Origin of the sequence: Limosilactobacillus vaginalis, assembly GCF_025311515.1 — a bacterium.
Classification (GTDB): Bacteria; Bacillota; Bacilli; order Lactobacillales; family Lactobacillaceae; genus Limosilactobacillus; species Limosilactobacillus vaginalis.
In genome coordinates, this window is the sequence record NZ_CP104399.1 from 1,154,577 (window position 1) to 1,171,531 (window position 16,955).

The following is a 16,955-nucleotide window of genomic DNA, read 5'->3' on the forward strand; positions in this document are numbered from 1 at the left end:
CACCTCCTTTCAAGCAATAATAAAAGGCCAGCAAAGCTGACCTCTTAATTACCAATTATCTATTTAAATTTCCAGATATAATGTCCTGCCGTTTTTTGTTTGCCTTTGCAACATCTAGCAATACTACAATTATCAATTGCAAGTTCGCGTTTTACTTCACGCATACTAGCCCATTCTTTAATGAATTTACCATCGAGGCTATATTGTAAAATGGGCTTAGAATTTTTTGATCCATTTATTCGACCATATTTTTTGCCAATTTTTCTAGTGTGTTTTTTTACCTTTTCATACCACTTAGGATTTTTATTTCTGGTTTGAATCGCTCTTCCCATACATGTACCATAATTAATATTATACTTGTATGAACACCATTCTAAATTTTGTGCTGCATTGTTTTGCTTATTTTCATCAATATGATTGATACATGGTAAATTTTTAGGATTGGGTAAGAACGCCTGCGCAACCAAGCGGTGAATATGAAACGGTTTACGTTCATCACCTCTAGATAAATTGACTTCCAAATATCCACCCGCAACAACCATTGGCGTTAGTACTTGACCATTATAAAAATGTTTTCTGCCAATACTATCAACAATTGTTCTATCACAACTTCTTACTTTTCCAGTATTGCTAACTTGATAAAAGCCTTCATAGTATTGAATATCTTTCCAAATTTCTTTAGAATTATTCATGTAATCATATCCTTTCTATGGTTACCATCCCTAGGGTGTCTCCAGCACCGCTAGGGTTTTATTTTACATTAATATTATACCATCAAGCAGTCTATAAATCATTGATATATCAACGTTTGTAGCCTTCTTTATCACTCTCAGTAATCAATTTATCCATAATAGAATCAAGCGCTGCAGCAACATCTTGACCGTTATCTTCAAGCGCCTTAGCACGAGCTTCAGCAACTCTAGCATCAGCGTTAGCCTTACGCAATTGAGCTTTTGTTAATTCATCGGCCAATGGATAACGCTTTAATACTTCACGCCATGCTGCAAGCCTTGTCTTTAAGTTAGCTGGCACTTCAGTTTTCTCCCATTGGCCAGACAAAGGATTAATTTGTGCTTGTGTTTCAGTCGTTTCGCCACGAGCAATAGAAGTGATGGCCTGCATAGCTTCTCTAGCGTCTGCGATTTTGTGTGATTCAATCTCGCCCATTTTGGCGTTAATATAGGCTTTTACCGTAGGTTTTTGTAGGTTTTCTCTACCTGATACTTCATTGGCATATCCAGCCTTTATCGCAGATTGTGTGGCGTTACCACTCTTAATATATTCATCTGCAAACAATCGTTGTTTTGCTGTCAATTTCATGGCATATCACCACACCACCTTTCATTCTTGATCTCTGTTGCAGTGGAGGCGCTTAGCTCGCAAGAGGCAAGCGCCTCCTTGGGGTCGGCTTACTTCTTGACCTCAATTAGAATCAGTAATAAAATTAGTAGTGTTAAGTTTAAGTTATTCATGGAATTCACCTCCTCACGATTTATTCGGGAGGTGAATTCCTTTTTTATTGCCTAGACGACCCCAAATAGTTTATGGGGATGCTTGTACTAAAAAAGCGCCAACCGAAGTCAGCGCTAGAATTCTTACTTGAAGAACTTCTTAATTAGGTTTTTAATGTGCTTACTAGGCACAACAAGAATTAATACACACCAATGCATCGGAGTCACCTCCAGACTGCACAAATTCGGAGAGAGTTCCCTCACGGCGTGCTTGTATATTGTATCATAGTTAAAGTATGTTATAATATCCTTACAAGAATTAATACGCCGGCGTGCAAATTGGTTCCAGCTCGTTACTTGAACCGTACCGGTAAACTGGGTGCCTTAATCGGCATCCTTTTTTTATTTATTTTTATGTACTTTAAAAGCTGACAAGCGTTGACCTGTCAGCTTTTCTTTTTGTTTACGGTGTCGTTCAGCTCTACATAACATCTGGTACTCTTGCTTACTTGCTACCAAGCCAAATCGTTTAGTCTGATACATTAAGCACAGTACCTCGCAAAATCAATCTGTTTTGTTTTCAAGGCTTCTCGTGCCATTGCTTGTGCTTCCGGATTGCCAGCAATCATTTCTTTGAGTACATCCTTGTAAAGGTCATCCTCCATCTCGTGAGCCATTTCAAAATCATCTTTGCATTCAGTGATAGTTCTTACTGTATCTTTCACTTCAGAAAGTGTCATATGTATACCTCCAAATAAAAAAGCCAGCGATAAGCTGACTATTATTAATCATTAGGATGCCTTCTAAAATAAGGTATTTCGATTTTATTATTTAAGAGTCTTTGGATTACTTTGTTATCTAATAAAGCGGCAAAAGTTGGAACTGAGTCCTCAGTTACTTCCAATTTTTCACCATGCAATTTGGGAATATTTTTTAAATTAAACCCTGCATCTGCATTATTCTTCACATGATTTTGTAAAGTACTTAAAACATCATTAAGCTTATCGATACTAATTTGTTTAATTATTCTTTTACTACTATCATGATATCCAGCAAAAGTTTTGGTTAAATGATCGTCAGAAAAAATAATATTTTTTAACTTTGATAAATTGGCCTTTTCAAAAGTAATAGAAACTTTATCATCTTTTGTAATTTTCGTCGTTGTTTTAAACTTATTAATAGTTCGATCGACATACTCATGTTGTGTTTCTGATGTTTGAAATACGTTATCAAAAATATATGCTTGATAAACTTTTACTTTATATTGTTTTCCCTCTTTACTATCTTTACGCTTATATATGCTTGATAAACAATCAGTGGTCGGTAAGTTAAAACCATTGTCAATTTGTTCTACTTTTACAGTATTAGCATGTAGGGATCCGCTTTTCTTTTTAAATACAAAGAATCCACCGTCTTTTACTAAATTTGATTTTCTCAATCTATACAAAAATAGCTCCTGATTACCGTTATCTTCTTCATACAAATAGCCGATTAATGTGTAGTCCAAATTACCATTCTTATTGAAAGCATTATTTATACTGGGTAGCATAGGTAATTTATCAATATTTAAAAGTAGATTCTTCAAAATATCTAACTGGTAGTTTTTTGTACTATCATCTCCACTAATACAATATTTAGTAGAGTTATTCAAAGATTCGACCGTTTTATTGTCAAGATAATTTACCATGCCATATTCAGACGGCTTCTTTATCATTTCAGACAAGCTATTAAGTTGATCATTGTCAAAATTTAATTGATACTTTTTTTGTTCATTAATAACTAGTACTCTAACAAGATTCACAATCTATATCCCCTTAATTTTATTAATAACTACTCATTAATAACACCTATATTGTTGCAATATTCCGGTTCACCTATTGCTATCACCTTGAATTGTTGATCCTTATTAATAATGCTATCTATATTACTCGTTTTTCCAAAAATATATTTTAATTTGCTGTCTGTTTTATCAGACTTCTTTACTATAAATACTGAATATCCAAATAAGAAAAGAGATAAATTTGGAAAGAAATCTGAGGAATTAAGGAAGAAAATATAAATAAATAACTGAAAAAACAATACCATCAATAAAGTCGATAACGGGTAGTCATCAATAGAAAAAGTAGACATCATAGGCAATATTACACTCAGTATAAATTCCCTAAATCCAGGATTATATTGGTCTTTTAAAAGAACGTTGGTTGTTCCCAGAGCTCGTGAATGTTTTTTTGTTTCTTCTATAATTCTTTTAGTCTTAAAAAGACTGTACACAGATATAAGAAGTAAAACTATAAATGCATAGAAGGTCAACTTATAATTAGAATTTATTTTAAAATTTGTTATTTGTTCTCTGATGTTCTTAAATTTTATACTAATCATAAATATTACTATGAACAAATAAATTGGAAGTAAAGATGAGATATAGTAATAAACTCGAAAAAATTTTCTAGACGATCTAAACATTTTGACTCATTTCCTTCCTTAAATGTTAATTATAACAAAAGCCTAGTCATAAAGGCTAGGCTGAGGTAAAAATAAAATGTGTACTCGGTTTTCCACGCCGAGTACGACTTCAACAAGCGGTGTTGCTATTAACTAATATATAGATGTAAATATATTTTTTGGGTGCTTGTTGAAGTTTGTAAGCAATCTAGGTGCTTAAAAATAAAGGACAAGTAAAGGGCCTTATCACATCCCTTTGTTGAGCTTTTGATGATTGCTCACAAAGCTAGAGAGCGGAGTCGAACCGCTGCTGTGCGTGAATAGTCTAGCTATGCAGGCCAGGGAAACGGCTGCCCTATTCATGCCCTACCGAGGACCATAGCTGAAGCATTGTTAATATCAAAAGAGGAGGCTTAACATCTCCTTTAATTGATTGTGCTTCAATATGGAAGGCATAAGACTAGTGAGGTGCTAGTTTCACCTCCAGATATATATTGCCTTCCAAAGTGAACACTGGGAACTGCCCCCACAAGCGTTGTCGCTTGGTGTCTACTTTCACGCATTCACATAATCAGAACTAATTAACTCCCGCACCCGGTCGTAGTTTTCCGCCTACTCCTGTAACGGACGTTAGTGTTCTGAATAATTGTAATCTTCTAGCCGTTGAGTAAGATTACCGCACTCTTCTGCTGATAACAGCACGGCTACCGTGAGACTAGCAGAGACGGTATAACACAGGGAGTATTTATGAAATCGTATCAGTACATTACATGTAAAAATTGGATTAATTGGAAGCTAGTCTCAATGTGGATGATGGAGCTTGCATCCATCACCGGCTTGGTTACCGTTCCACACACCTACGCTTCTTAACAGAGAGATCCTGAGGTAAGCATAAGTAACAGACGTCTATCTAAGCAGTTTAATGACATGAACGCTGAAGTCGTTCGTGCTCAGGTCAAAAAGTATTTGGTAATTGTGAGTTCAATTAATTTTTTGAACAATACCATAATACGGCTGTTTTCCATGTCAAAACGGCAACTTACCGGCAAACTTCCGGCAGAAAACCGGCAATAAACCGGCAACGTTTCAGCGTTTTATTCTCACTGAATCATCAGGACACATCAAAGCTCCTTCCCATAGTGCTTGTTCCTGTTTCATTCTGAACGTTCTCTCGCTCATATAAGCGTTATAATGCTCGTTAATGTAATTCATCGTTCTAATTGCTGACCAGTTCTTAATGAAGCGATGAAGTAGAATATCACCTAAGATTTCCTCATCTTCACCAACGCTCATCAGTACCTCGCAGCATTTAATTCTGGTCTTGTACTGATAAACGGCTTCAGCGTGGTTAACGAACTTTTGGTCCGGGTCATGTGGTGTCCCATCGTTCGGCTGTCCGTCCATGCTAGGCGACTTCAAACCTGGGAACCGTTGCATTGCCTTAAGCTTGTATTTCTTCCATTCCCTTAGATACTCCTTGAATGCTTCTTTTGTGGCTTCTTTATCCAAATTACCAAATACGCTGTCAACCACGCTCTACACCCCTCGTCCCTTGTGATATAATTGATTTGCTTTAATTTATATCTCAAGGGCGCTCTCACGGTAGAGCGTCTTTTTTTATTCAGCTCTCATTAGCGCTAAGGCATCAGTCATTTTTAATATCTTTCGATTTTCACCATAGTGGTTATTTCGATATTCAAGAATAATTTTATCGGCGGTGCTTCTAGCAATATCTATAATTGCCGTTATCTTTCCAGCAGACAAACCGTGTTGATATAAGAACTCTGTTTGATATTGCTTATCCGTAAGCTTGCGTTTAGCTAATTCCTGTCGAATAGCTGTTATATCATGCTGTTCTCTTGATTTCTCCGCTAGTACTATCCGCTTTCTAAATTTAAGAATCTCTTGTAACCGCCAATCGCCAGGTGGCAAGATGTTTTCTACTTTTTCACGTAAATCGCCCCAGTCATCAATACTGTTGAGGGCTTCGCTTAGCATTGGTGTGATGCAATCCATCTTGACGCTCCCTCTTCAATTCATTTTCTTTCCGCCGTTCCCGCTTCTTTCGGAGACGGCTTTTTTGCTTCTTTTTCTTCGATTTCATGTTTCCTCCTAAAATCCGATTAGGTCGTGTACATCATAATCAATGCTCTTGTATACGTTGTAGTAGTCGTAGTAAGGTTCTCCATTCTTTCTTCGTCGAACATTACCGTGAATATCGTGTCGAGCATGAGCCTCTTGAATCCTCGGATTAGTAAACCCAAATAATTTCATCTTGAAATCATGCTGACGAGGGACAACCACCTCGACTGGTAATCCAGTTCTTAGCGAGAACAGCTTAAAACGTAGCTTAGCGCTCGTATCAACTGCTCGTTGATTAATTCCCGTTTTCACATCGTAAACGTGCTCAACGGTTCCGTCAGTGCTAAATACAACAAAGTCCGGTGCGTACGTAATCCCACGCTGGTTATATCCACCAACCGGGAACTTATCAATTATCTTGTAACTTGGATGTACCTTGAACTTCTTTCCGCTATTCTCGATGAACTGAATGAAGAAGTCACGTTCCTTAATCGAATCGAAGTCCCAATCCTTGTAATGAACCTTCTTTCCAAAATGTCTCACTTGTGCTTAATCCTTTCGTGCGTATCGTCAACCTTAATTGTGGTTACCACTCCCAGCACAAAGCCAATTGCACCAGTTGCTGTAATTGCTGAAAAGTCATATATGCTCATTTGCATCCCTCCATATTTTGCAAGGCATTGTTGTTTCACCGCCAAATCGCATTAATTCCAGTTTTTCAAGCGGATAACGATATACATTCCACCAATCAGGGCTGTACACCTGTACATGAAAATTTAGAATGGCGTTGTTTTCGTTCAGAATTTGTCTAAACTTTTTGACAGCTTCTTTCTTCGTGTTAGCAGCTACCATGTACTCTTCTACGCAATCATCACGGACATAATCCTTTGATTGAAACATGTACAGGTACATCATTACCATCCCTCTCTCATTCGTCCTCCACTGGTTCCTTCATGGCATCAATTGCTGGAGCTAATGATGGCTCACGTTCCACAAGCACTTTTAAATCGCTATCGTTATACTGCATTGCTTCACTTTTTAGATTAGTGAAATCAATAATAAATTCATCAAATCCTGTAATTATTTTTTTAACGTATTTAGGCATTTGGTCAATTTTGCGCTTAGCCACTAGACGATACCTCTTTTCCGGATACAATGTACTTTTCGGAGTTTCCAGAATGGTTGTTATTGTACCGTCAATCATGTACTTGACCATATTGCTTAATCGCACACTCCAAATATTAATAGTGCAATCAACTAAACAATTTGAAGCCAAAGGAACTTCGACAACCTCACTAAATCCACTTACATCAGTCCGCTTAATTGAGAAAGAAGTTTCATCAAATTCTGCACGTAAACATATTCTTTCGTTGTCGAACACTGCATTACACTTCGACACAATTTCGCCAATCTTCATTTCTACCATCCTTCCCGCATGCGCCCTGCAATGAACGCTAAGATAATCACTAACACCACCGGCAACAGTACCCAGCCACCAGCAAAATTCATCGTCACTACTGCAATCAGCGCAATCGCAAACCACAGCACCGCATACAACACACTATCCATTTTTCTTATCACTCCTAAATTCATCTAAGCTAACGCCTAAGGCATCAGCAATCTTGACAACATTGCTAAAGCTCGGCTCATGACCATGCTTGTAATTCTGCAAGGTATTCTGACTAAGCCCTGTTATTTTTGATAATCGGTAAGCTGTCATACCTTGCTTTTTTAATTCTTTTTGTATTAATTTCCACAACATATTGTGTCCTCTCTGCTTGTTAATCATAAATGTAGTAGTATAATTAAGCTCGCAATTAAAAATTTTAGAATCGAGCTGATACATATTAAAGAAAATAACGTCTTCGGTATTCAAAGCAACTTGAATAATTTTGCTAAGGAATTCTATGGTGCTTCAAACGCTGCCAGATTATATATATCTGCTTTTAAAACTATTCCTAAAGATTACGGTTTGGGCATGTCTAAAGCATTAAAGGCTCAAATGGACGCTTATAAATCAATTACACCGGTAAGCAAATACTTTGAAGAAAACGCACGAGCGCTCAATGCAACAAAATCCTTTTCAAACACCGTTAATGTTGCTCAGTTTGCTGCTATAAAATCATTAACTATTCCCACTAAAGATGGAGCTATTAGTTCTGCTCTTGCAGTTGCTCACGATACTTTAGGAGAATTCAATTATGGCAGTCAACTTTATAAGGCATTAAATGCTTTTTATCCAGCAAAATCATTAATTGAGCAGCCAGGATTGTTAGCAGCAACTAACAATATAAAAATAAAGCAATTGGATTTTCAAAATGTTGGCATTGCTTCTCAGTTAAAAGTAAACATTAAGCCTTTTTTAAATAGTCAAAACATTAAGCTAGCATCTATTTCAAATTCATTATTAAATTCTCTTCAAGCAAATCCTGATAACTCATTCAAACGGATTTCTAAAATGCTTGGACATATCTCTGAAGTACCTCGTGAAGAATCTAGCTATAAAACGGGGGACCCGATCAGCAGTAACAAACAAAGTACAAATTCCAGCAACAATAGCTCCAATTTTGATGATGCAAAGGTCTTTGTGCGTACTTCCTACGAGCAATATAAGAATTCCATTGGTCAAAAGATCGAAGAAAACCCAAGTGTCGAAGTATGTGCGCAATATATTCTCTATATTTTTCAAGTTATGCAAGTCCTCTACGTTGTAACAAGTGATGAAAATGCTCAGCAAAAGTTAATTGAAATTGCCATTGATGTAATGGGATTACTCTTACAAACAATTCGTAAGGGCAAATAGTTTTCATCATTCTGTAGTCGCTTTCAGTCGTTCAAACTTCATACGCATTTCTCCTTGCCATCTCGGCGCACTCATGCTTAATCCTGATTGCTTCATCAAGCTTCTTTTTCCCAACAGGCTCACTCAACAAGCTTTCAAACTTCTTTCGGTCAAACGGCACTTGGTAATCTTCGCCTCGTTCGTCAAGGCACCCAAGATAATACACAGCTACACGCAGGTTAGACTTAACAGACCCACTGGCCTTGTAGTAGACAATACCGTCATCACCAATGAATTTATCCTGTGGTAAAACTTCTAGCCGCTTAATCGTTGATGCCCATTTGCTTTTAACTGCTGTTATCATGTATCACACCTCACTTTGGTATTGATTCCATGCTGTCATCTGGCATTACATAGCCATGCTGAATACGTGGATCAGGATTTTTAGTCGGCTTAGGTTCTTCTTGGTCAATCCAAGATGGTGTAGGTTCTTTAGACTTATGCTTCGGCATTTCTTCGTTCAGGTATCCCTCGATTTTAGATACTCTAAACAGCGTTTCCGGTCGCAAGTAGTTGTCCCCAAGTTGACCGTTACTAAAGGTCTTCCCATGCCATTGAGCATACTTAACGTCAATGATGTGTTTAAGGTCATCAACCGTGTAACCATCTTTTAGGCGAGGATCAATTACTCGCTTATTACCATCAGCGTTAGGCTTGAATCGTTTACCCGTTTTCTTGTTCAGATAATCAATAACTTCTTTCCGCTGTGCGGATAGGTGGGGTGGCTGTGCCGACCCTTTATTACTCTTATCTGTATTATTATCTTGTATTACTCTATATGTATTATTACCTTCACAATTTTCTAAATACCCCCCTTTAGTTTTCTTAATAGGTGATTTAGTTTTCTTAATACCCCCATTTAATTTATTAACTACCCTAATTAATCTGCTAACTACCTGCTTACCATTCTTTTCATAAGAAATTTGAAGGTATCCTCTATCACTTAATGAGTTAATTATTTGTGATACTCGACTAGCAGTCATTCCAAAGAATTCTGCAAAGTGATTATTGCTTGCATAACATCCGTTATCTCCGTCAAGACTTTCTATCTCTGCCATAAAAGTAACTTCGACTATTGATAGGTTTTCATCTAGCCAGTATTTTTTAGGAATCCAAACGCCATTAAATGTTCTATTAACGTTTTTAACTTTGCGCTTCGGCATAATCTATCCTCCCTAGATGAAGTTCTTTGGCTAACTCAGGTGTTACCTTAATTGGCTTCAAATGGTATCGCTGCATAAAGCTCTTGATTCCCATTGCGTGCCTAATTGTGTGGTGTACCCGACATAGCGGTTCAATATACATTCCAGTGTGATTGATTGTATTTCGATTACGTCCCATTCCAACAGTGGTTACATGGTCAATATCTGCATGTTCCTTTAAGCAGATAGCACAGCGCTTGTGCTTAATACACATGGCAACTCGTGGGAAGTCGCTTGGCAGTGAATCCCAGATTTTAGTTCTAAACGGAATATCTTCGTGGAACATGAAATCTAAGATAGTCGTAATCATGTAACTAGCAGTAGTAACAGAGCAATCCGACAAGCTAAACGGTTCAATATTGAAGATTCCTTCAACCATACTCTTGAAGTACGCCTTGGCTTCCTCCGGAACATATCCGGTATAAGTACAGAAGTCATTAATCAGAGCATATATTTTCTTACGCTGGTCTGGTGTAATGTGGCGCCCATCTTCGACTGATAGCTCGACTGTGGGCTGTTTGCCGTTGGCTAGGGTAGTTAAACGATTAATACTTAATTCATCATCTAGCGCAATCTGAACGGTATTACCGGACGTACTAATTAACTTGCCGTACAATCACATCACCCCGCTTGTTGCTGTTTCTTTTGGTTCTCCATTTGAAGTTGCTTATACATAGCGGTTGCTCCGGCTAACAAGGCACCATCTGGATTTTCTTTGTATGCAGGTTCATTCTTGTACTGTTCAATCAATGCTGACTTAACTTCAGTTGCGGTTGTACCTTGCTCTTCAGCTAAGATATTCAATGCTTTATCAAGCCGTTCTTTTACCTGTTGTTTTTCAGCTTGCTTCTTAGCTTCAGCCTGTTTCTTGTCATTTTCTGAAATATCACCCATCGGCAAATCTTCGCCAGCGTAGAGGTTTAATCCCAGCCCAGCCATTGCCAGTGCTTTTACTAAGCACCGTTGCTGAGTTTTGTTAATTTGAGAAATATTAGGCTGCATAACTGGCTGATTACGCATATCCATCACGTATAGACGCTCTGAATACTCCTCGCCTTGAATAGTGACTGTAACCTTAACTTCACACCCGGCTGGTGTAATTCGGTAATCTAGCATTTGTCCGGTGGCGTACCATTTCCCTTCTTTTTGGTCGTACTGGTATTCCGGGTATTCTTCAATTTTTCGAGTAGCATCTGGGTACTTACTCTTAACCATGTTCCAAGCCCAAGCCCATGAAACGTACTTCAAAGCTGGACCTTTTCGCATCTTGATAACTTGAATGTGATTTGAGACGTCAATCTTCGATAACGTTTCAAATACTGATTGCTTTTCAGTCATTACTTTCACCTCTGTTAATTGGTAAACTTCGTTCTTCGTCATGAATCATCCGGATAGCTAATCCACATACGGCATCATTGAGCTTCATTCCAGCATGATCCTCTGGATCGGTAATATCACCGTAGGCTTGTTGATTAAGACGCTTAATATATCTAGTTGCTTCGCCATAGGTCTTAGATTCTTGCTTGGCTTCAATCAGCAACTCGTTAGCTATCTTCTTAGTGGTTTCCTTGAAATATTCAGTCCATTCTCCAGTATCTTTCATTGCTAATCCTCTTCTTCGTCAGCCTTCCAGTCGGCTTTTTCTTGCTCGGTCATTTCATCGTCTTCATCGCAGTAATGAGGATCGTTGCTCGGATCTAACCAACGCTGTTCTGCTATACGTAATTGTTCTTCGTTATTCATTACAGCCACCCCATTTCAACGCTTAAATGGTCATTCAGAATTTCTTTCATCGCAAAATATGCCATTAAATCGTTAACTTCATTCACGTGTAAACAGTGAGCATTAGTGGTATCAAGCGCCATTAAATCCAATCCTTCAATGCAGCCTTTGTAGTATGCAGCCATTGCAGGTGTTTCTTTTTCCATAATTTTCATTTATAATTGACCTCGAATCTATATTTGATATGTGATTTACTTTTGAGCATTCGTTTTTGCGGAACGGGTGCTCTTTTTTTGATCCATGTGGTTGAGTAGCAATAGCAATCCATAGATGAACGGGATAAATAATGCCCCGTCATATGCACCGATTGAACCGCAGTAAACCATCCACGCTCCAAGTGCGAATGCTATCAACCGTGAGTGCAGAACTTCGTTAATCATGACTTACACCTCCTTTCGATGTGATATGCTTAATTCATCTCCTAGTGAAAGGAGGTGAAAATAAATGAACTTTGGATGGACAATCACTACAGTCATTGCGGTTGTTTCATTGTTATCTCCTACAATCAGTGCAATAGTAGATAACATTTACAATCGACGACTTGAAACGTTAAAACTACGAATAGCTAATTTGAACACTCGTATTAAACATGAGCGTCAATTAATTCATCGACTTAATATTGTCAGAGGAAAACTTGAGTTCCATGGTCCAGTAAAAGATGGTTCAATCCAAGAGGAAGTTATTAGCGTTGCAGCTGATGCATCTACACTTTTTCGTGACCAAGCAAAGAAAATGGACTTTGAAAAATTGCAGAATTTTGTACTACAAGGCGCTACAAATTATCGTGAATATATACGAACTTGCCTTGACCATTTATCAAACCTAGTTCTTCAGGACCAGCAAAAAATTGATACGCTTTTACGTTGCTTTAATAAAGATGATGTTCATACTAATGAATAAGCTTTAAGAAGTAATAAAATAGTTATTATGTAGTATGGAATTGAAAAATATACATAAACAATTGGTCGTTTATTAATTGCCCAACAAAACAAAGCTGTTTGAGCCAGTAAGTAGACCCATATGTATATAATCATTTAGTCACCTTCTTGGTGGCTTTTTTCTTTACCTCTTGAAACGAATTCCCCAGCACAATCAGCATTGCAATTGCCACTGCAGTGAAAAATACTATCTGTGCCATGATTACCTCCTATTTATTAGACTTATAAACAAATCTATTGATACAAAAACCAAAGTTAATACTTGAAAGAGTAAAGTTAACTTCTCCATTACATCTCCTCCATAATCTTCAAGTGTGGGTCTTGATGGGCTTCGTACTGCTTCTCAGAGTAGAAAGTTTCAAATTTCTGATACTCTTTTAAGTCAATCCGTCCACCGTAAAGGAACACTTTTCTCCATTGTGGGTAATGTTCTTGTGCCCAAGACTTGCGTCGCCAAAGTGTAGCTGTACTCATTGGCTCACCGTTTTTAACGCTCCATTCTTTTCTAAACTCTTCGCTTGTTAACTGGTATCTGAATGGACTCATCTGATCAACTCCTTTCTTTTGCTATACTTGAAGCATCTCCTTATGAAAGGAGGCGATATTTATGACTAAATATTCAAGAGACGATCTTAAAATGTTTGAAAAGCAAGACCATTTGTTACTTGATATGGAATTAAAAAGGGCTAAACAAAGTGGTAAAAGTCAATTCAAAGTAAATGTTCAAGCCTTTGATGAAGTTCCTGATTTCAAGCAGCATATTTGGTCTTGGGCTTCTAAGAACGGCATTAGTTATTCAGAAGAATATGATGAATTTATATTTCATATTTCTTAACTAATGCCAGAGAACGAACTGTTGAAACGTCAAAGTATTTACTGTTAACAATTAGTTCAACCTTTAATGAATTAGGGTTTCCAAAATCGGTTCTATCTTGAGTAATTCGCTGATACAAAATGCCATTGTAGCGATTGCTTTCGATAGTTGTTACTCCGATTGCTCTTCTAAATGTAAAAGCAAAATTCAAATCGCTATCTTTGATTACAAGTGCTCTCAGTTTTTCTTGGGGGTACTTTTTTTGTAGTTCTTGAAGCTTGTCTTTTAAGCTCGTCATCTCACCGCCTCCTATCGTGTGAAGCTACTGAAATCTTCATCACGTTCTTGTTGTGCAGGTACATAAATATCGTGTTCATATGAACCGTCTAGTGAAATGGTTGCTACGCTGTTTTCTTTACTTTGCAATTTGTAAGTAAACATCATTAACACCTCCACCTTTACTAACTATTGTGTAACTTTATCACTATTTTTATCAACTTTAGTTGTAACTAAATTAAAAAAAATATCTTTCCCTGCTACTCCAAACATTTCAGCCATTTTCTTAATGTATTTGGGACTTGGAATAGCTTTACCACTTTCCCAACGCGAAACAGAAATATTTGTAACACCCAACTTAGCGGCTAAGTCTTGCTGAGTCATTCCTGCTCCTGCTCGCAAAGCTCGAAGCTCTCTTCTCATTGTCAAACCTCCTTTGCTTAACTTTCAATTATTATTATACATTAAAGTTATTAAATGTAAACACCTTTTACCCTTATTTTTACTAAAATAGTTAAAATTATGTATAACGGGGCTATAATTTAACTATACAAATTGCTAAGGAGGCATGACAATCATGATTGGTGACAAGATTCGTGATTTGAGAAATCAAAAAAGAATGTCCCAAACTGAGTTAAGCAAAATACTTCACGTGTCACAGCAAACTATTACGAAATGGGAAACAGGTAAAGCTGAGCCCTCTAGTAGTGCCGTTACTAATATTGCAAATTATTTTAATGTTTCCGCTGATTACCTTTTAGGTCGTAAGGCGAAGAAACAGCAGAAACAGGTAGACATTAAAAACGATCCTATTGTTCTTTCATACGGTGGTAAACCCGTTTCCAAGGAAGACATGGAAGTGATTAAGGCAATATTAGCTAGACACCAGAACTGAAAAGAAGTGGCTCTATGAAAGATGATTTAATGCAATTTTTGATTGATTTTGCCTGGAACCACAACATCGGTGTTGAAATTGGTGAATTTGGTCCTAACTTTCGTGCTCGTACTCTTCCTGAATACAATCTCGTAATCGTAAATACAAACTGGCACAACCATAACGAAGTGCCCTTTTCATTTGCTCATGAGCTTGGTCACATCATGAATCGTGATACTGGGATTAGATATTATGAATCTGAAACAGTGAAAGATAAAAGTGAGTATCAAGCTAATCTTTTTGGAATTGGGTTGCTTCTTCAATTTTGCAAAAGAAACGGTTTTGCATTTGATAACTCTGTCAAATTCTGCGAAGTGTTTGGCATTCCAATTGAACTTGAATATATCGTTAACCTTAAACTAAAAGAAATAATGTAATGCCAGAATATATGAAGCTTAATAAAATTGAGAAATTGCTTAAAGAAAAGGAGTAATAAAAATGGGACTATTTAGCTCACGTGAAGATAAAATCAAAAAGCTTGATGAAAAGATTTCTAGTTTCGATGATGAGTTAATTTATAAAAGAGCACTATCTGCTCTCAAATTTAATGCAGAAGACGCAACTGATGTTCGTTCAGCGGAAGCTTATATTCTCCATCACGACTTGCAAGGAATCAAAGAGGAATTGAAAAAGCTGAATCAAAAATAGCCGCCTGTTATGACGACTACTTAGCTAATTTTAGGATTTCAATATATTCATCATTTACAACAAGCATTAAGGGCTTACCATTTTTCAAATGTTCAATATCTTGTTCTGTAATGTTGAGGGTATAACCACTCCAAGAAAGAGCGTAGCGTGTTTCATCGTGATTATATATCTCATCTTCATCAAGCACTTTCAATTTAATAAAATCGGAAGGAGTATTCAAATTATCACCTCTCACAGAATATCGCCAAAGCGACAAGAGCCTAGAGCTAAATTAAGAAAAGATTTGCATCGACAATTTCGAACTGCAGTATATGACCTTATTAGTGATGCAAAAAGGTATGATTCTGGGGAATTCGATGCTATCCGTAGATCAAGTGTTACTATAAGAACTTTATTATACGACCATAAAAATACACATGGCCATAATTCACTAAGTATATTAAGCCAGTTAGGATTAAAAGATTCAATGAAGTTTGCCACCTATTTTAAAAAATCATATAGTGATTCGCATGCTGACTATTCATATTTTAAAACAGCTAGATTTGATGTTCCAGACTTTGTTACCCCTTCAAAAAGATATTACGATACTTACTTGTTTGCTCCTAACTATATTTATGAACCTGACTACTGGCTCCCCTTTAAGAAATGGTGGACTAGTAGATTAATAACACTTGATTTTATAGAAGAACAATTCTCCCTTACACGTCAAAATATAATTATGACTGAAGCTAATCAAGATGGCGGTGCACATTTTGATAGCGAACTCCAGCCCTATTATAGGTGGCTTAGAGATGGTGCAACTGGCCCTACTATTCAAAATATATATGATGAAAAATTATATAAAGGACTATGTGGTGGAAATATAAAAGCGCTTAAAGATGAAGACTATATTTTTAAACCACGTGACATAAATCTCGCAATGACAAGACAAATAGTACATGAAACATTGTTGTCATTAATGCAACTGCATCATCTCACGTTCAAAATTAATTATAATCCCGATTTTTTACATAATATAAACAGTCGCTTAAACTATGCATTTATACAAATTGGATTAAGAAAATAGATATTTTGGGGAGGACAAATAACATGAAAAAGATAGGTTTAATTTGTGCAGCAGTACTAGTATGTGGAAGCCTAACCGCTTGCGGCAGTCAGTCCACAAAAGCAAAGAACTCAAGCAGTGAAATTAGTAGCTTGAAGAAAGAAAATTCTCAACTCAAACATAAGCATCACAAAAAGCAAAATAAGAAAAATCAGAACTCTACTAGCAGTTCAACTTCTTCAAGCTCAGCCAATCAACAAGTTAGTTCGACACAACAGTCAAATACCAACAAGCAAATTCAAAACAATAATACTCAATCACCTAATAACGATGCCCAAGATCAACGCCCTAGTGATGTTCCAGCTAACTTCAAGGAATATACCTCTTACACCACAGATGGACACAAGATGACACAATGGAACGATGCCGGTTCCTACTGTGGCGACCCAGATGTTCAGTATCAGACTATAAAAATGCAAACAGACGAAGGATTTTAAAT

The 16,955-nt window shown here is 37.0% G+C and carries 33 protein-coding genes; 8 read left to right on the forward strand and 25 right to left on the reverse strand.

Features of this window, described 5'->3' with window-relative positions; all coding sequences use genetic code 11:
- Positions 1 to 59: 59 nt before the first annotated feature.
- From N4627_RS05675 to N4627_RS05730, 12 genes are all read right to left on the reverse strand, one after another.
- Complete coding sequence (locus tag N4627_RS05675; protein ID WP_260964170.1) at positions 60 to 692, reverse strand: NUMOD4 domain-containing protein; 633 nt, start codon at positions 690 to 692, stop codon at positions 60 to 62.
- 109 nt (positions 693 to 801) lie between these two features.
- Positions 802 to 1,320, reverse strand: a complete 519-nt coding sequence (locus N4627_RS05680; protein WP_313957825.1) for a terminase small subunit — start codon at positions 1,318 to 1,320, stop codon at positions 802 to 804.
- A gap of 673 nt (positions 1,321 to 1,993) precedes the next feature.
- Complete coding sequence (locus N4627_RS05685; protein ID WP_260964171.1) at positions 1,994 to 2,191, reverse strand: hypothetical protein; 198 nt, start codon at positions 2,189 to 2,191, stop codon at positions 1,994 to 1,996.
- A gap of 44 nt (positions 2,192 to 2,235) precedes the next feature.
- Positions 2,236 to 3,252: a hypothetical protein gene (locus N4627_RS05690; protein ID WP_260964173.1), complete on the reverse strand. Its 1,017-nt coding sequence runs from the start codon at positions 3,250 to 3,252 to the stop codon at positions 2,236 to 2,238.
- Between the two features lie 1,727 nt (positions 3,253 to 4,979).
- Positions 4,980 to 5,426 carry a hypothetical protein gene (locus N4627_RS05695; RefSeq protein WP_260964175.1) on the reverse strand — a complete coding sequence of 149 codons (447 nt, stop codon included), beginning with the start codon at positions 5,424 to 5,426 and terminating at the stop codon, positions 4,980 to 4,982.
- Positions 5,427 to 5,510: 84 nt separating this feature from the next.
- On the reverse strand, positions 5,511 to 5,909 hold the full coding sequence (locus N4627_RS05700; protein ID WP_260964177.1) for a hypothetical protein: 399 nt from the start codon (positions 5,907 to 5,909) through the stop codon (positions 5,511 to 5,513).
- Positions 5,863 to 5,997, reverse strand: a complete 135-nt coding sequence (locus N4627_RS05705) for a hypothetical protein (RefSeq protein ID WP_260964178.1) — start codon at positions 5,995 to 5,997, stop codon at positions 5,863 to 5,865. The genes N4627_RS05700 and N4627_RS05705 overlap by 47 nt, the downstream gene beginning before the upstream one ends.
- 8 nt (positions 5,998 to 6,005) lie before the next feature.
- Positions 6,006 to 6,518 (reverse strand): DUF1064 domain-containing protein, encoded by a 513-nt coding sequence (locus tag N4627_RS05710; RefSeq protein WP_260964180.1) that lies wholly within the window; start codon positions 6,516 to 6,518, stop codon positions 6,006 to 6,008.
- A gap of 96 nt (positions 6,519 to 6,614) precedes the next feature.
- Positions 6,615 to 6,875 (reverse strand): hypothetical protein, encoded by a 261-nt coding sequence (locus N4627_RS05715; RefSeq protein WP_260964182.1) that lies wholly within the window; start codon positions 6,873 to 6,875, stop codon positions 6,615 to 6,617.
- Positions 6,876 to 6,903: 28 nt separating this feature from the next.
- Entirely contained in the window at positions 6,904 to 7,392 is a 489-nt protein-coding gene (locus N4627_RS05720) for a hypothetical protein (RefSeq protein ID WP_260964184.1), read from the reverse strand.
- A 2-nt stretch (positions 7,393 to 7,394) separates the two neighbouring features.
- On the reverse strand, positions 7,395 to 7,544 hold the full coding sequence (locus N4627_RS05725) for a hypothetical protein (RefSeq protein WP_260964186.1): 150 nt from the start codon (positions 7,542 to 7,544) through the stop codon (positions 7,395 to 7,397).
- On the reverse strand, positions 7,537 to 7,764 hold the full coding sequence (locus tag N4627_RS05730) for a helix-turn-helix domain-containing protein (RefSeq protein WP_390893928.1): 228 nt from the start codon (positions 7,762 to 7,764) through the stop codon (positions 7,537 to 7,539). Before N4627_RS05730 ends, N4627_RS05725 begins: the two co-directional genes overlap by 8 nt.
- A gap of 93 nt (positions 7,765 to 7,857) precedes the next feature.
- Between N4627_RS05730 and N4627_RS05735 the strand changes: the two genes are divergently transcribed.
- Positions 7,858 to 8,778, forward strand: coding sequence for a hypothetical protein (locus N4627_RS05735; RefSeq protein ID WP_260964188.1), 921 nt, complete (start codon positions 7,858 to 7,860; stop codon positions 8,776 to 8,778).
- Between the two features lie 31 nt (positions 8,779 to 8,809).
- Here N4627_RS05735 and N4627_RS05740 read toward each other — a convergent pair whose 3' ends face one another.
- From N4627_RS05740 to N4627_RS05775, 8 genes are read right to left on the reverse strand one after another with little or no spacing between them, the layout of a single operon-like run.
- Positions 8,810 to 9,121, reverse strand: coding sequence for a hypothetical protein (locus N4627_RS05740; protein ID WP_260964190.1), 312 nt, complete (start codon positions 9,119 to 9,121; stop codon positions 8,810 to 8,812).
- 10 nt (positions 9,122 to 9,131) lie between these two features.
- The gene (locus N4627_RS05745) at positions 9,132 to 9,980 is read right to left on the reverse strand and encodes a conserved phage C-terminal domain-containing protein (RefSeq protein ID WP_260964192.1); all 849 of its coding nucleotides are present in this window, start codon (positions 9,978 to 9,980) and stop codon (positions 9,132 to 9,134) included.
- A complete protein-coding gene (locus tag N4627_RS05750; protein ID WP_260964194.1) occupies positions 9,961 to 10,635 on the reverse strand; it encodes a putative HNHc nuclease in 675 nt (224 codons plus the stop codon). The genes N4627_RS05745 and N4627_RS05750 overlap by 20 nt, the downstream gene beginning before the upstream one ends.
- Positions 10,636 to 10,640: 5 nt before the next feature.
- Complete coding sequence (locus N4627_RS05755; protein WP_260964196.1) at positions 10,641 to 11,357, reverse strand: DUF1071 domain-containing protein; 717 nt, start codon at positions 11,355 to 11,357, stop codon at positions 10,641 to 10,643.
- A complete protein-coding gene (locus N4627_RS05760) occupies positions 11,350 to 11,622 on the reverse strand; it encodes a 6-phospho-beta-glucosidase (protein ID WP_260964198.1) in 273 nt (90 codons plus the stop codon). Before N4627_RS05760 ends, N4627_RS05755 begins: the two co-directional genes overlap by 8 nt.
- A gap of 2 nt (positions 11,623 to 11,624) precedes the next feature.
- Complete coding sequence (locus N4627_RS05765; RefSeq protein WP_260964200.1) at positions 11,625 to 11,762, reverse strand: hypothetical protein; 138 nt, start codon at positions 11,760 to 11,762, stop codon at positions 11,625 to 11,627.
- Positions 11,762 to 11,947, reverse strand: a complete 186-nt coding sequence (locus tag N4627_RS05770) for a hypothetical protein (protein ID WP_260964202.1) — start codon at positions 11,945 to 11,947, stop codon at positions 11,762 to 11,764. The genes N4627_RS05765 and N4627_RS05770 overlap by 1 nt, the downstream gene beginning before the upstream one ends.
- A 45-nt stretch (positions 11,948 to 11,992) precedes the next feature.
- Complete coding sequence (locus tag N4627_RS05775; protein ID WP_191910763.1) at positions 11,993 to 12,181, reverse strand: hypothetical protein; 189 nt, start codon at positions 12,179 to 12,181, stop codon at positions 11,993 to 11,995.
- A 64-nt stretch (positions 12,182 to 12,245) separates the two neighbouring features.
- Between N4627_RS05775 and N4627_RS05780 the strand changes: the two genes are divergently transcribed.
- Positions 12,246 to 12,701 carry a hypothetical protein gene (locus tag N4627_RS05780; protein ID WP_260964207.1) on the forward strand — a complete coding sequence of 152 codons (456 nt, stop codon included), beginning with the start codon at positions 12,246 to 12,248 and terminating at the stop codon, positions 12,699 to 12,701.
- Between the two features lie 326 nt (positions 12,702 to 13,027).
- Here the strand turns inward: N4627_RS05780 and N4627_RS05785 are convergent, their stop codons facing one another.
- On the reverse strand, positions 13,028 to 13,285 hold the full coding sequence (locus N4627_RS05785) for a hypothetical protein (RefSeq protein WP_178695699.1): 258 nt from the start codon (positions 13,283 to 13,285) through the stop codon (positions 13,028 to 13,030).
- Positions 13,286 to 13,346: 61 nt separating this feature from the next.
- Here N4627_RS05785 and N4627_RS05790 point away from each other — a divergent pair, with 61 nt between their 5' ends.
- Positions 13,347 to 13,574: a hypothetical protein gene (locus N4627_RS05790; RefSeq protein WP_260964212.1), complete on the forward strand. Its 228-nt coding sequence runs from the start codon at positions 13,347 to 13,349 to the stop codon at positions 13,572 to 13,574.
- Here N4627_RS05790 and N4627_RS05795 read toward each other — a convergent pair.
- From N4627_RS05795 to N4627_RS05805, 3 genes are read right to left on the reverse strand one after another with little or no spacing between them, the layout of a single operon-like run.
- Positions 13,555 to 13,851, reverse strand: a complete 297-nt coding sequence (locus N4627_RS05795; RefSeq protein WP_260964213.1) for a hypothetical protein — start codon at positions 13,849 to 13,851, stop codon at positions 13,555 to 13,557. The two genes, N4627_RS05790 and N4627_RS05795, sit on opposite strands and share 20 nt — an antisense overlap.
- An 11-nt stretch (positions 13,852 to 13,862) precedes the next feature.
- Positions 13,863 to 13,997, reverse strand: a complete 135-nt coding sequence (locus tag N4627_RS05800) for a hypothetical protein (RefSeq protein WP_260964216.1) — start codon at positions 13,995 to 13,997, stop codon at positions 13,863 to 13,865.
- Between the two features lie 21 nt (positions 13,998 to 14,018).
- A complete protein-coding gene (locus tag N4627_RS05805) occupies positions 14,019 to 14,252 on the reverse strand; it encodes a helix-turn-helix transcriptional regulator (RefSeq protein ID WP_260964217.1) in 234 nt (77 codons plus the stop codon).
- Between the two features lie 145 nt (positions 14,253 to 14,397).
- On the opposite strand from N4627_RS05805, the gene N4627_RS05810 reads away from it, so the two are divergent.
- The 3 genes from N4627_RS05810 (at position 14,398) to N4627_RS05820 (ending at position 15,411) form a co-directional block, all read left to right on the forward strand.
- Positions 14,398 to 14,724 (forward strand): helix-turn-helix domain-containing protein, encoded by a 327-nt coding sequence (locus N4627_RS05810; RefSeq protein ID WP_260964219.1) that lies wholly within the window; start codon positions 14,398 to 14,400, stop codon positions 14,722 to 14,724.
- A gap of 14 nt (positions 14,725 to 14,738) precedes the next feature.
- Positions 14,739 to 15,140 carry an ImmA/IrrE family metallo-endopeptidase gene (locus tag N4627_RS05815; RefSeq protein ID WP_260964221.1) on the forward strand — a complete coding sequence of 134 codons (402 nt, stop codon included), beginning with the start codon at positions 14,739 to 14,741 and terminating at the stop codon, positions 15,138 to 15,140.
- A 61-nt stretch (positions 15,141 to 15,201) separates the two neighbouring features.
- On the forward strand, positions 15,202 to 15,411 hold the full coding sequence (locus tag N4627_RS05820; protein ID WP_260964223.1) for a hypothetical protein: 210 nt from the start codon (positions 15,202 to 15,204) through the stop codon (positions 15,409 to 15,411).
- A 16-nt stretch (positions 15,412 to 15,427) separates the two neighbouring features.
- Here N4627_RS05820 and N4627_RS05825 read toward each other — a convergent pair whose 3' ends face one another.
- Complete coding sequence (locus tag N4627_RS05825) at positions 15,428 to 15,604, reverse strand: hypothetical protein (protein WP_260964225.1); 177 nt, start codon at positions 15,602 to 15,604, stop codon at positions 15,428 to 15,430.
- Between the two features lie 90 nt (positions 15,605 to 15,694).
- Here N4627_RS05825 and N4627_RS05830 point away from each other — a divergent pair, with 90 nt between their 5' ends.
- Complete coding sequence (locus N4627_RS05830) at positions 15,695 to 16,477, forward strand: hypothetical protein (protein WP_260964227.1); 783 nt, start codon at positions 15,695 to 15,697, stop codon at positions 16,475 to 16,477.
- A 23-nt stretch (positions 16,478 to 16,500) separates the two neighbouring features.
- Positions 16,501 to 16,953, forward strand: a complete 453-nt coding sequence (locus N4627_RS05835) for a hypothetical protein (RefSeq protein ID WP_260964229.1) — start codon at positions 16,501 to 16,503, stop codon at positions 16,951 to 16,953.
- Positions 16,954 to 16,955 lie beyond the last annotated feature (2 nt).

Coding starts and splice junctions, on each gene's coding strand:
- N4627_RS05745 (WP_260964192.1), bottom strand. CDS start 9,980: ATGCCGAAGCGCAAAGTTAAAAACGTTAATAGAACATTTAATGGCGTT.
- N4627_RS05755 (WP_260964196.1), bottom strand. CDS start 11,357: ATGACTGAAAAGCAATCAGTATTTGAAACGTTATCGAAGATTGACGTC.
- N4627_RS05775 (WP_191910763.1), bottom strand. CDS start 12,181: ATGATTAACGAAGTTCTGCACTCACGGTTGATAGCATTCGCACTTGGA.
- N4627_RS05725 (WP_260964186.1), bottom strand. CDS start 7,544: ATGGATAGTGTGTTGTATGCGGTGCTGTGGTTTGCGATTGCGCTGATT.
- N4627_RS05805 (WP_260964217.1), bottom strand. CDS start 14,252: ATGAGAAGAGAGCTTCGAGCTTTGCGAGCAGGAGCAGGAATGACTCAG.
- N4627_RS05715 (WP_260964182.1), bottom strand. CDS start 6,875: ATGTTTCAATCAAAGGATTATGTCCGTGATGATTGCGTAGAAGAGTAC.
- N4627_RS05785 (WP_178695699.1), bottom strand. CDS start 13,285: ATGAGTCCATTCAGATACCAGTTAACAAGCGAAGAGTTTAGAAAAGAA.
- N4627_RS05740 (WP_260964190.1), bottom strand. CDS start 9,121: ATGATAACAGCAGTTAAAAGCAAATGGGCATCAACGATTAAGCGGCTA.
- N4627_RS05720 (WP_260964184.1), bottom strand. CDS start 7,392: ATGAAGATTGGCGAAATTGTGTCGAAGTGTAATGCAGTGTTCGACAAC.
- N4627_RS05795 (WP_260964213.1), bottom strand. CDS start 13,851: ATGACGAGCTTAAAAGACAAGCTTCAAGAACTACAAAAAAAGTACCCC.
- N4627_RS05760 (WP_260964198.1), bottom strand. CDS start 11,622: ATGAAAGATACTGGAGAATGGACTGAATATTTCAAGGAAACCACTAAG.
- N4627_RS05810 (WP_260964219.1), top strand. CDS start 14,398: ATGACAATCATGATTGGTGACAAGATTCGTGATTTGAGAAATCAAAAA.
- N4627_RS05705 (WP_260964178.1), bottom strand. CDS start 5,997: ATGAAATCGAAGAAAAAGAAGCAAAAAAGCCGTCTCCGAAAGAAGCGG.
- N4627_RS05770 (WP_260964202.1), bottom strand. CDS start 11,947: ATGGAAAAAGAAACACCTGCAATGGCTGCATACTACAAAGGCTGCATT.
- N4627_RS05820 (WP_260964223.1), top strand. CDS start 15,202: ATGGGACTATTTAGCTCACGTGAAGATAAAATCAAAAAGCTTGATGAA.
- N4627_RS05765 (WP_260964200.1), bottom strand. CDS start 11,762: ATGAATAACGAAGAACAATTACGTATAGCAGAACAGCGTTGGTTAGAT.
- N4627_RS05730 (WP_390893928.1), bottom strand. CDS start 7,764: ATGATTAACAAGCAGAGAGGACACAATATGTTGTGGAAATTAATACAA.
- N4627_RS05800 (WP_260964216.1), bottom strand. CDS start 13,997: ATGATGTTTACTTACAAATTGCAAAGTAAAGAAAACAGCGTAGCAACC.
- N4627_RS05685 (WP_260964171.1), bottom strand. CDS start 2,191: ATGACACTTTCTGAAGTGAAAGATACAGTAAGAACTATCACTGAATGC.
- N4627_RS05680 (WP_313957825.1), bottom strand. CDS start 1,320: ATGAAATTGACAGCAAAACAACGATTGTTTGCAGATGAATATATTAAG.
- N4627_RS05790 (WP_260964212.1), top strand. CDS start 13,347: ATGACTAAATATTCAAGAGACGATCTTAAAATGTTTGAAAAGCAAGAC.
- N4627_RS05700 (WP_260964177.1), bottom strand. CDS start 5,909: ATGGATTGCATCACACCAATGCTAAGCGAAGCCCTCAACAGTATTGAT.
- N4627_RS05675 (WP_260964170.1), bottom strand. CDS start 692: ATGAATAATTCTAAAGAAATTTGGAAAGATATTCAATACTATGAAGGC.
- N4627_RS05835 (WP_260964229.1), top strand. CDS start 16,501: ATGAAAAAGATAGGTTTAATTTGTGCAGCAGTACTAGTATGTGGAAGC.
- N4627_RS05815 (WP_260964221.1), top strand. CDS start 14,739: ATGAAAGATGATTTAATGCAATTTTTGATTGATTTTGCCTGGAACCAC.
- N4627_RS05780 (WP_260964207.1), top strand. CDS start 12,246: ATGAACTTTGGATGGACAATCACTACAGTCATTGCGGTTGTTTCATTG.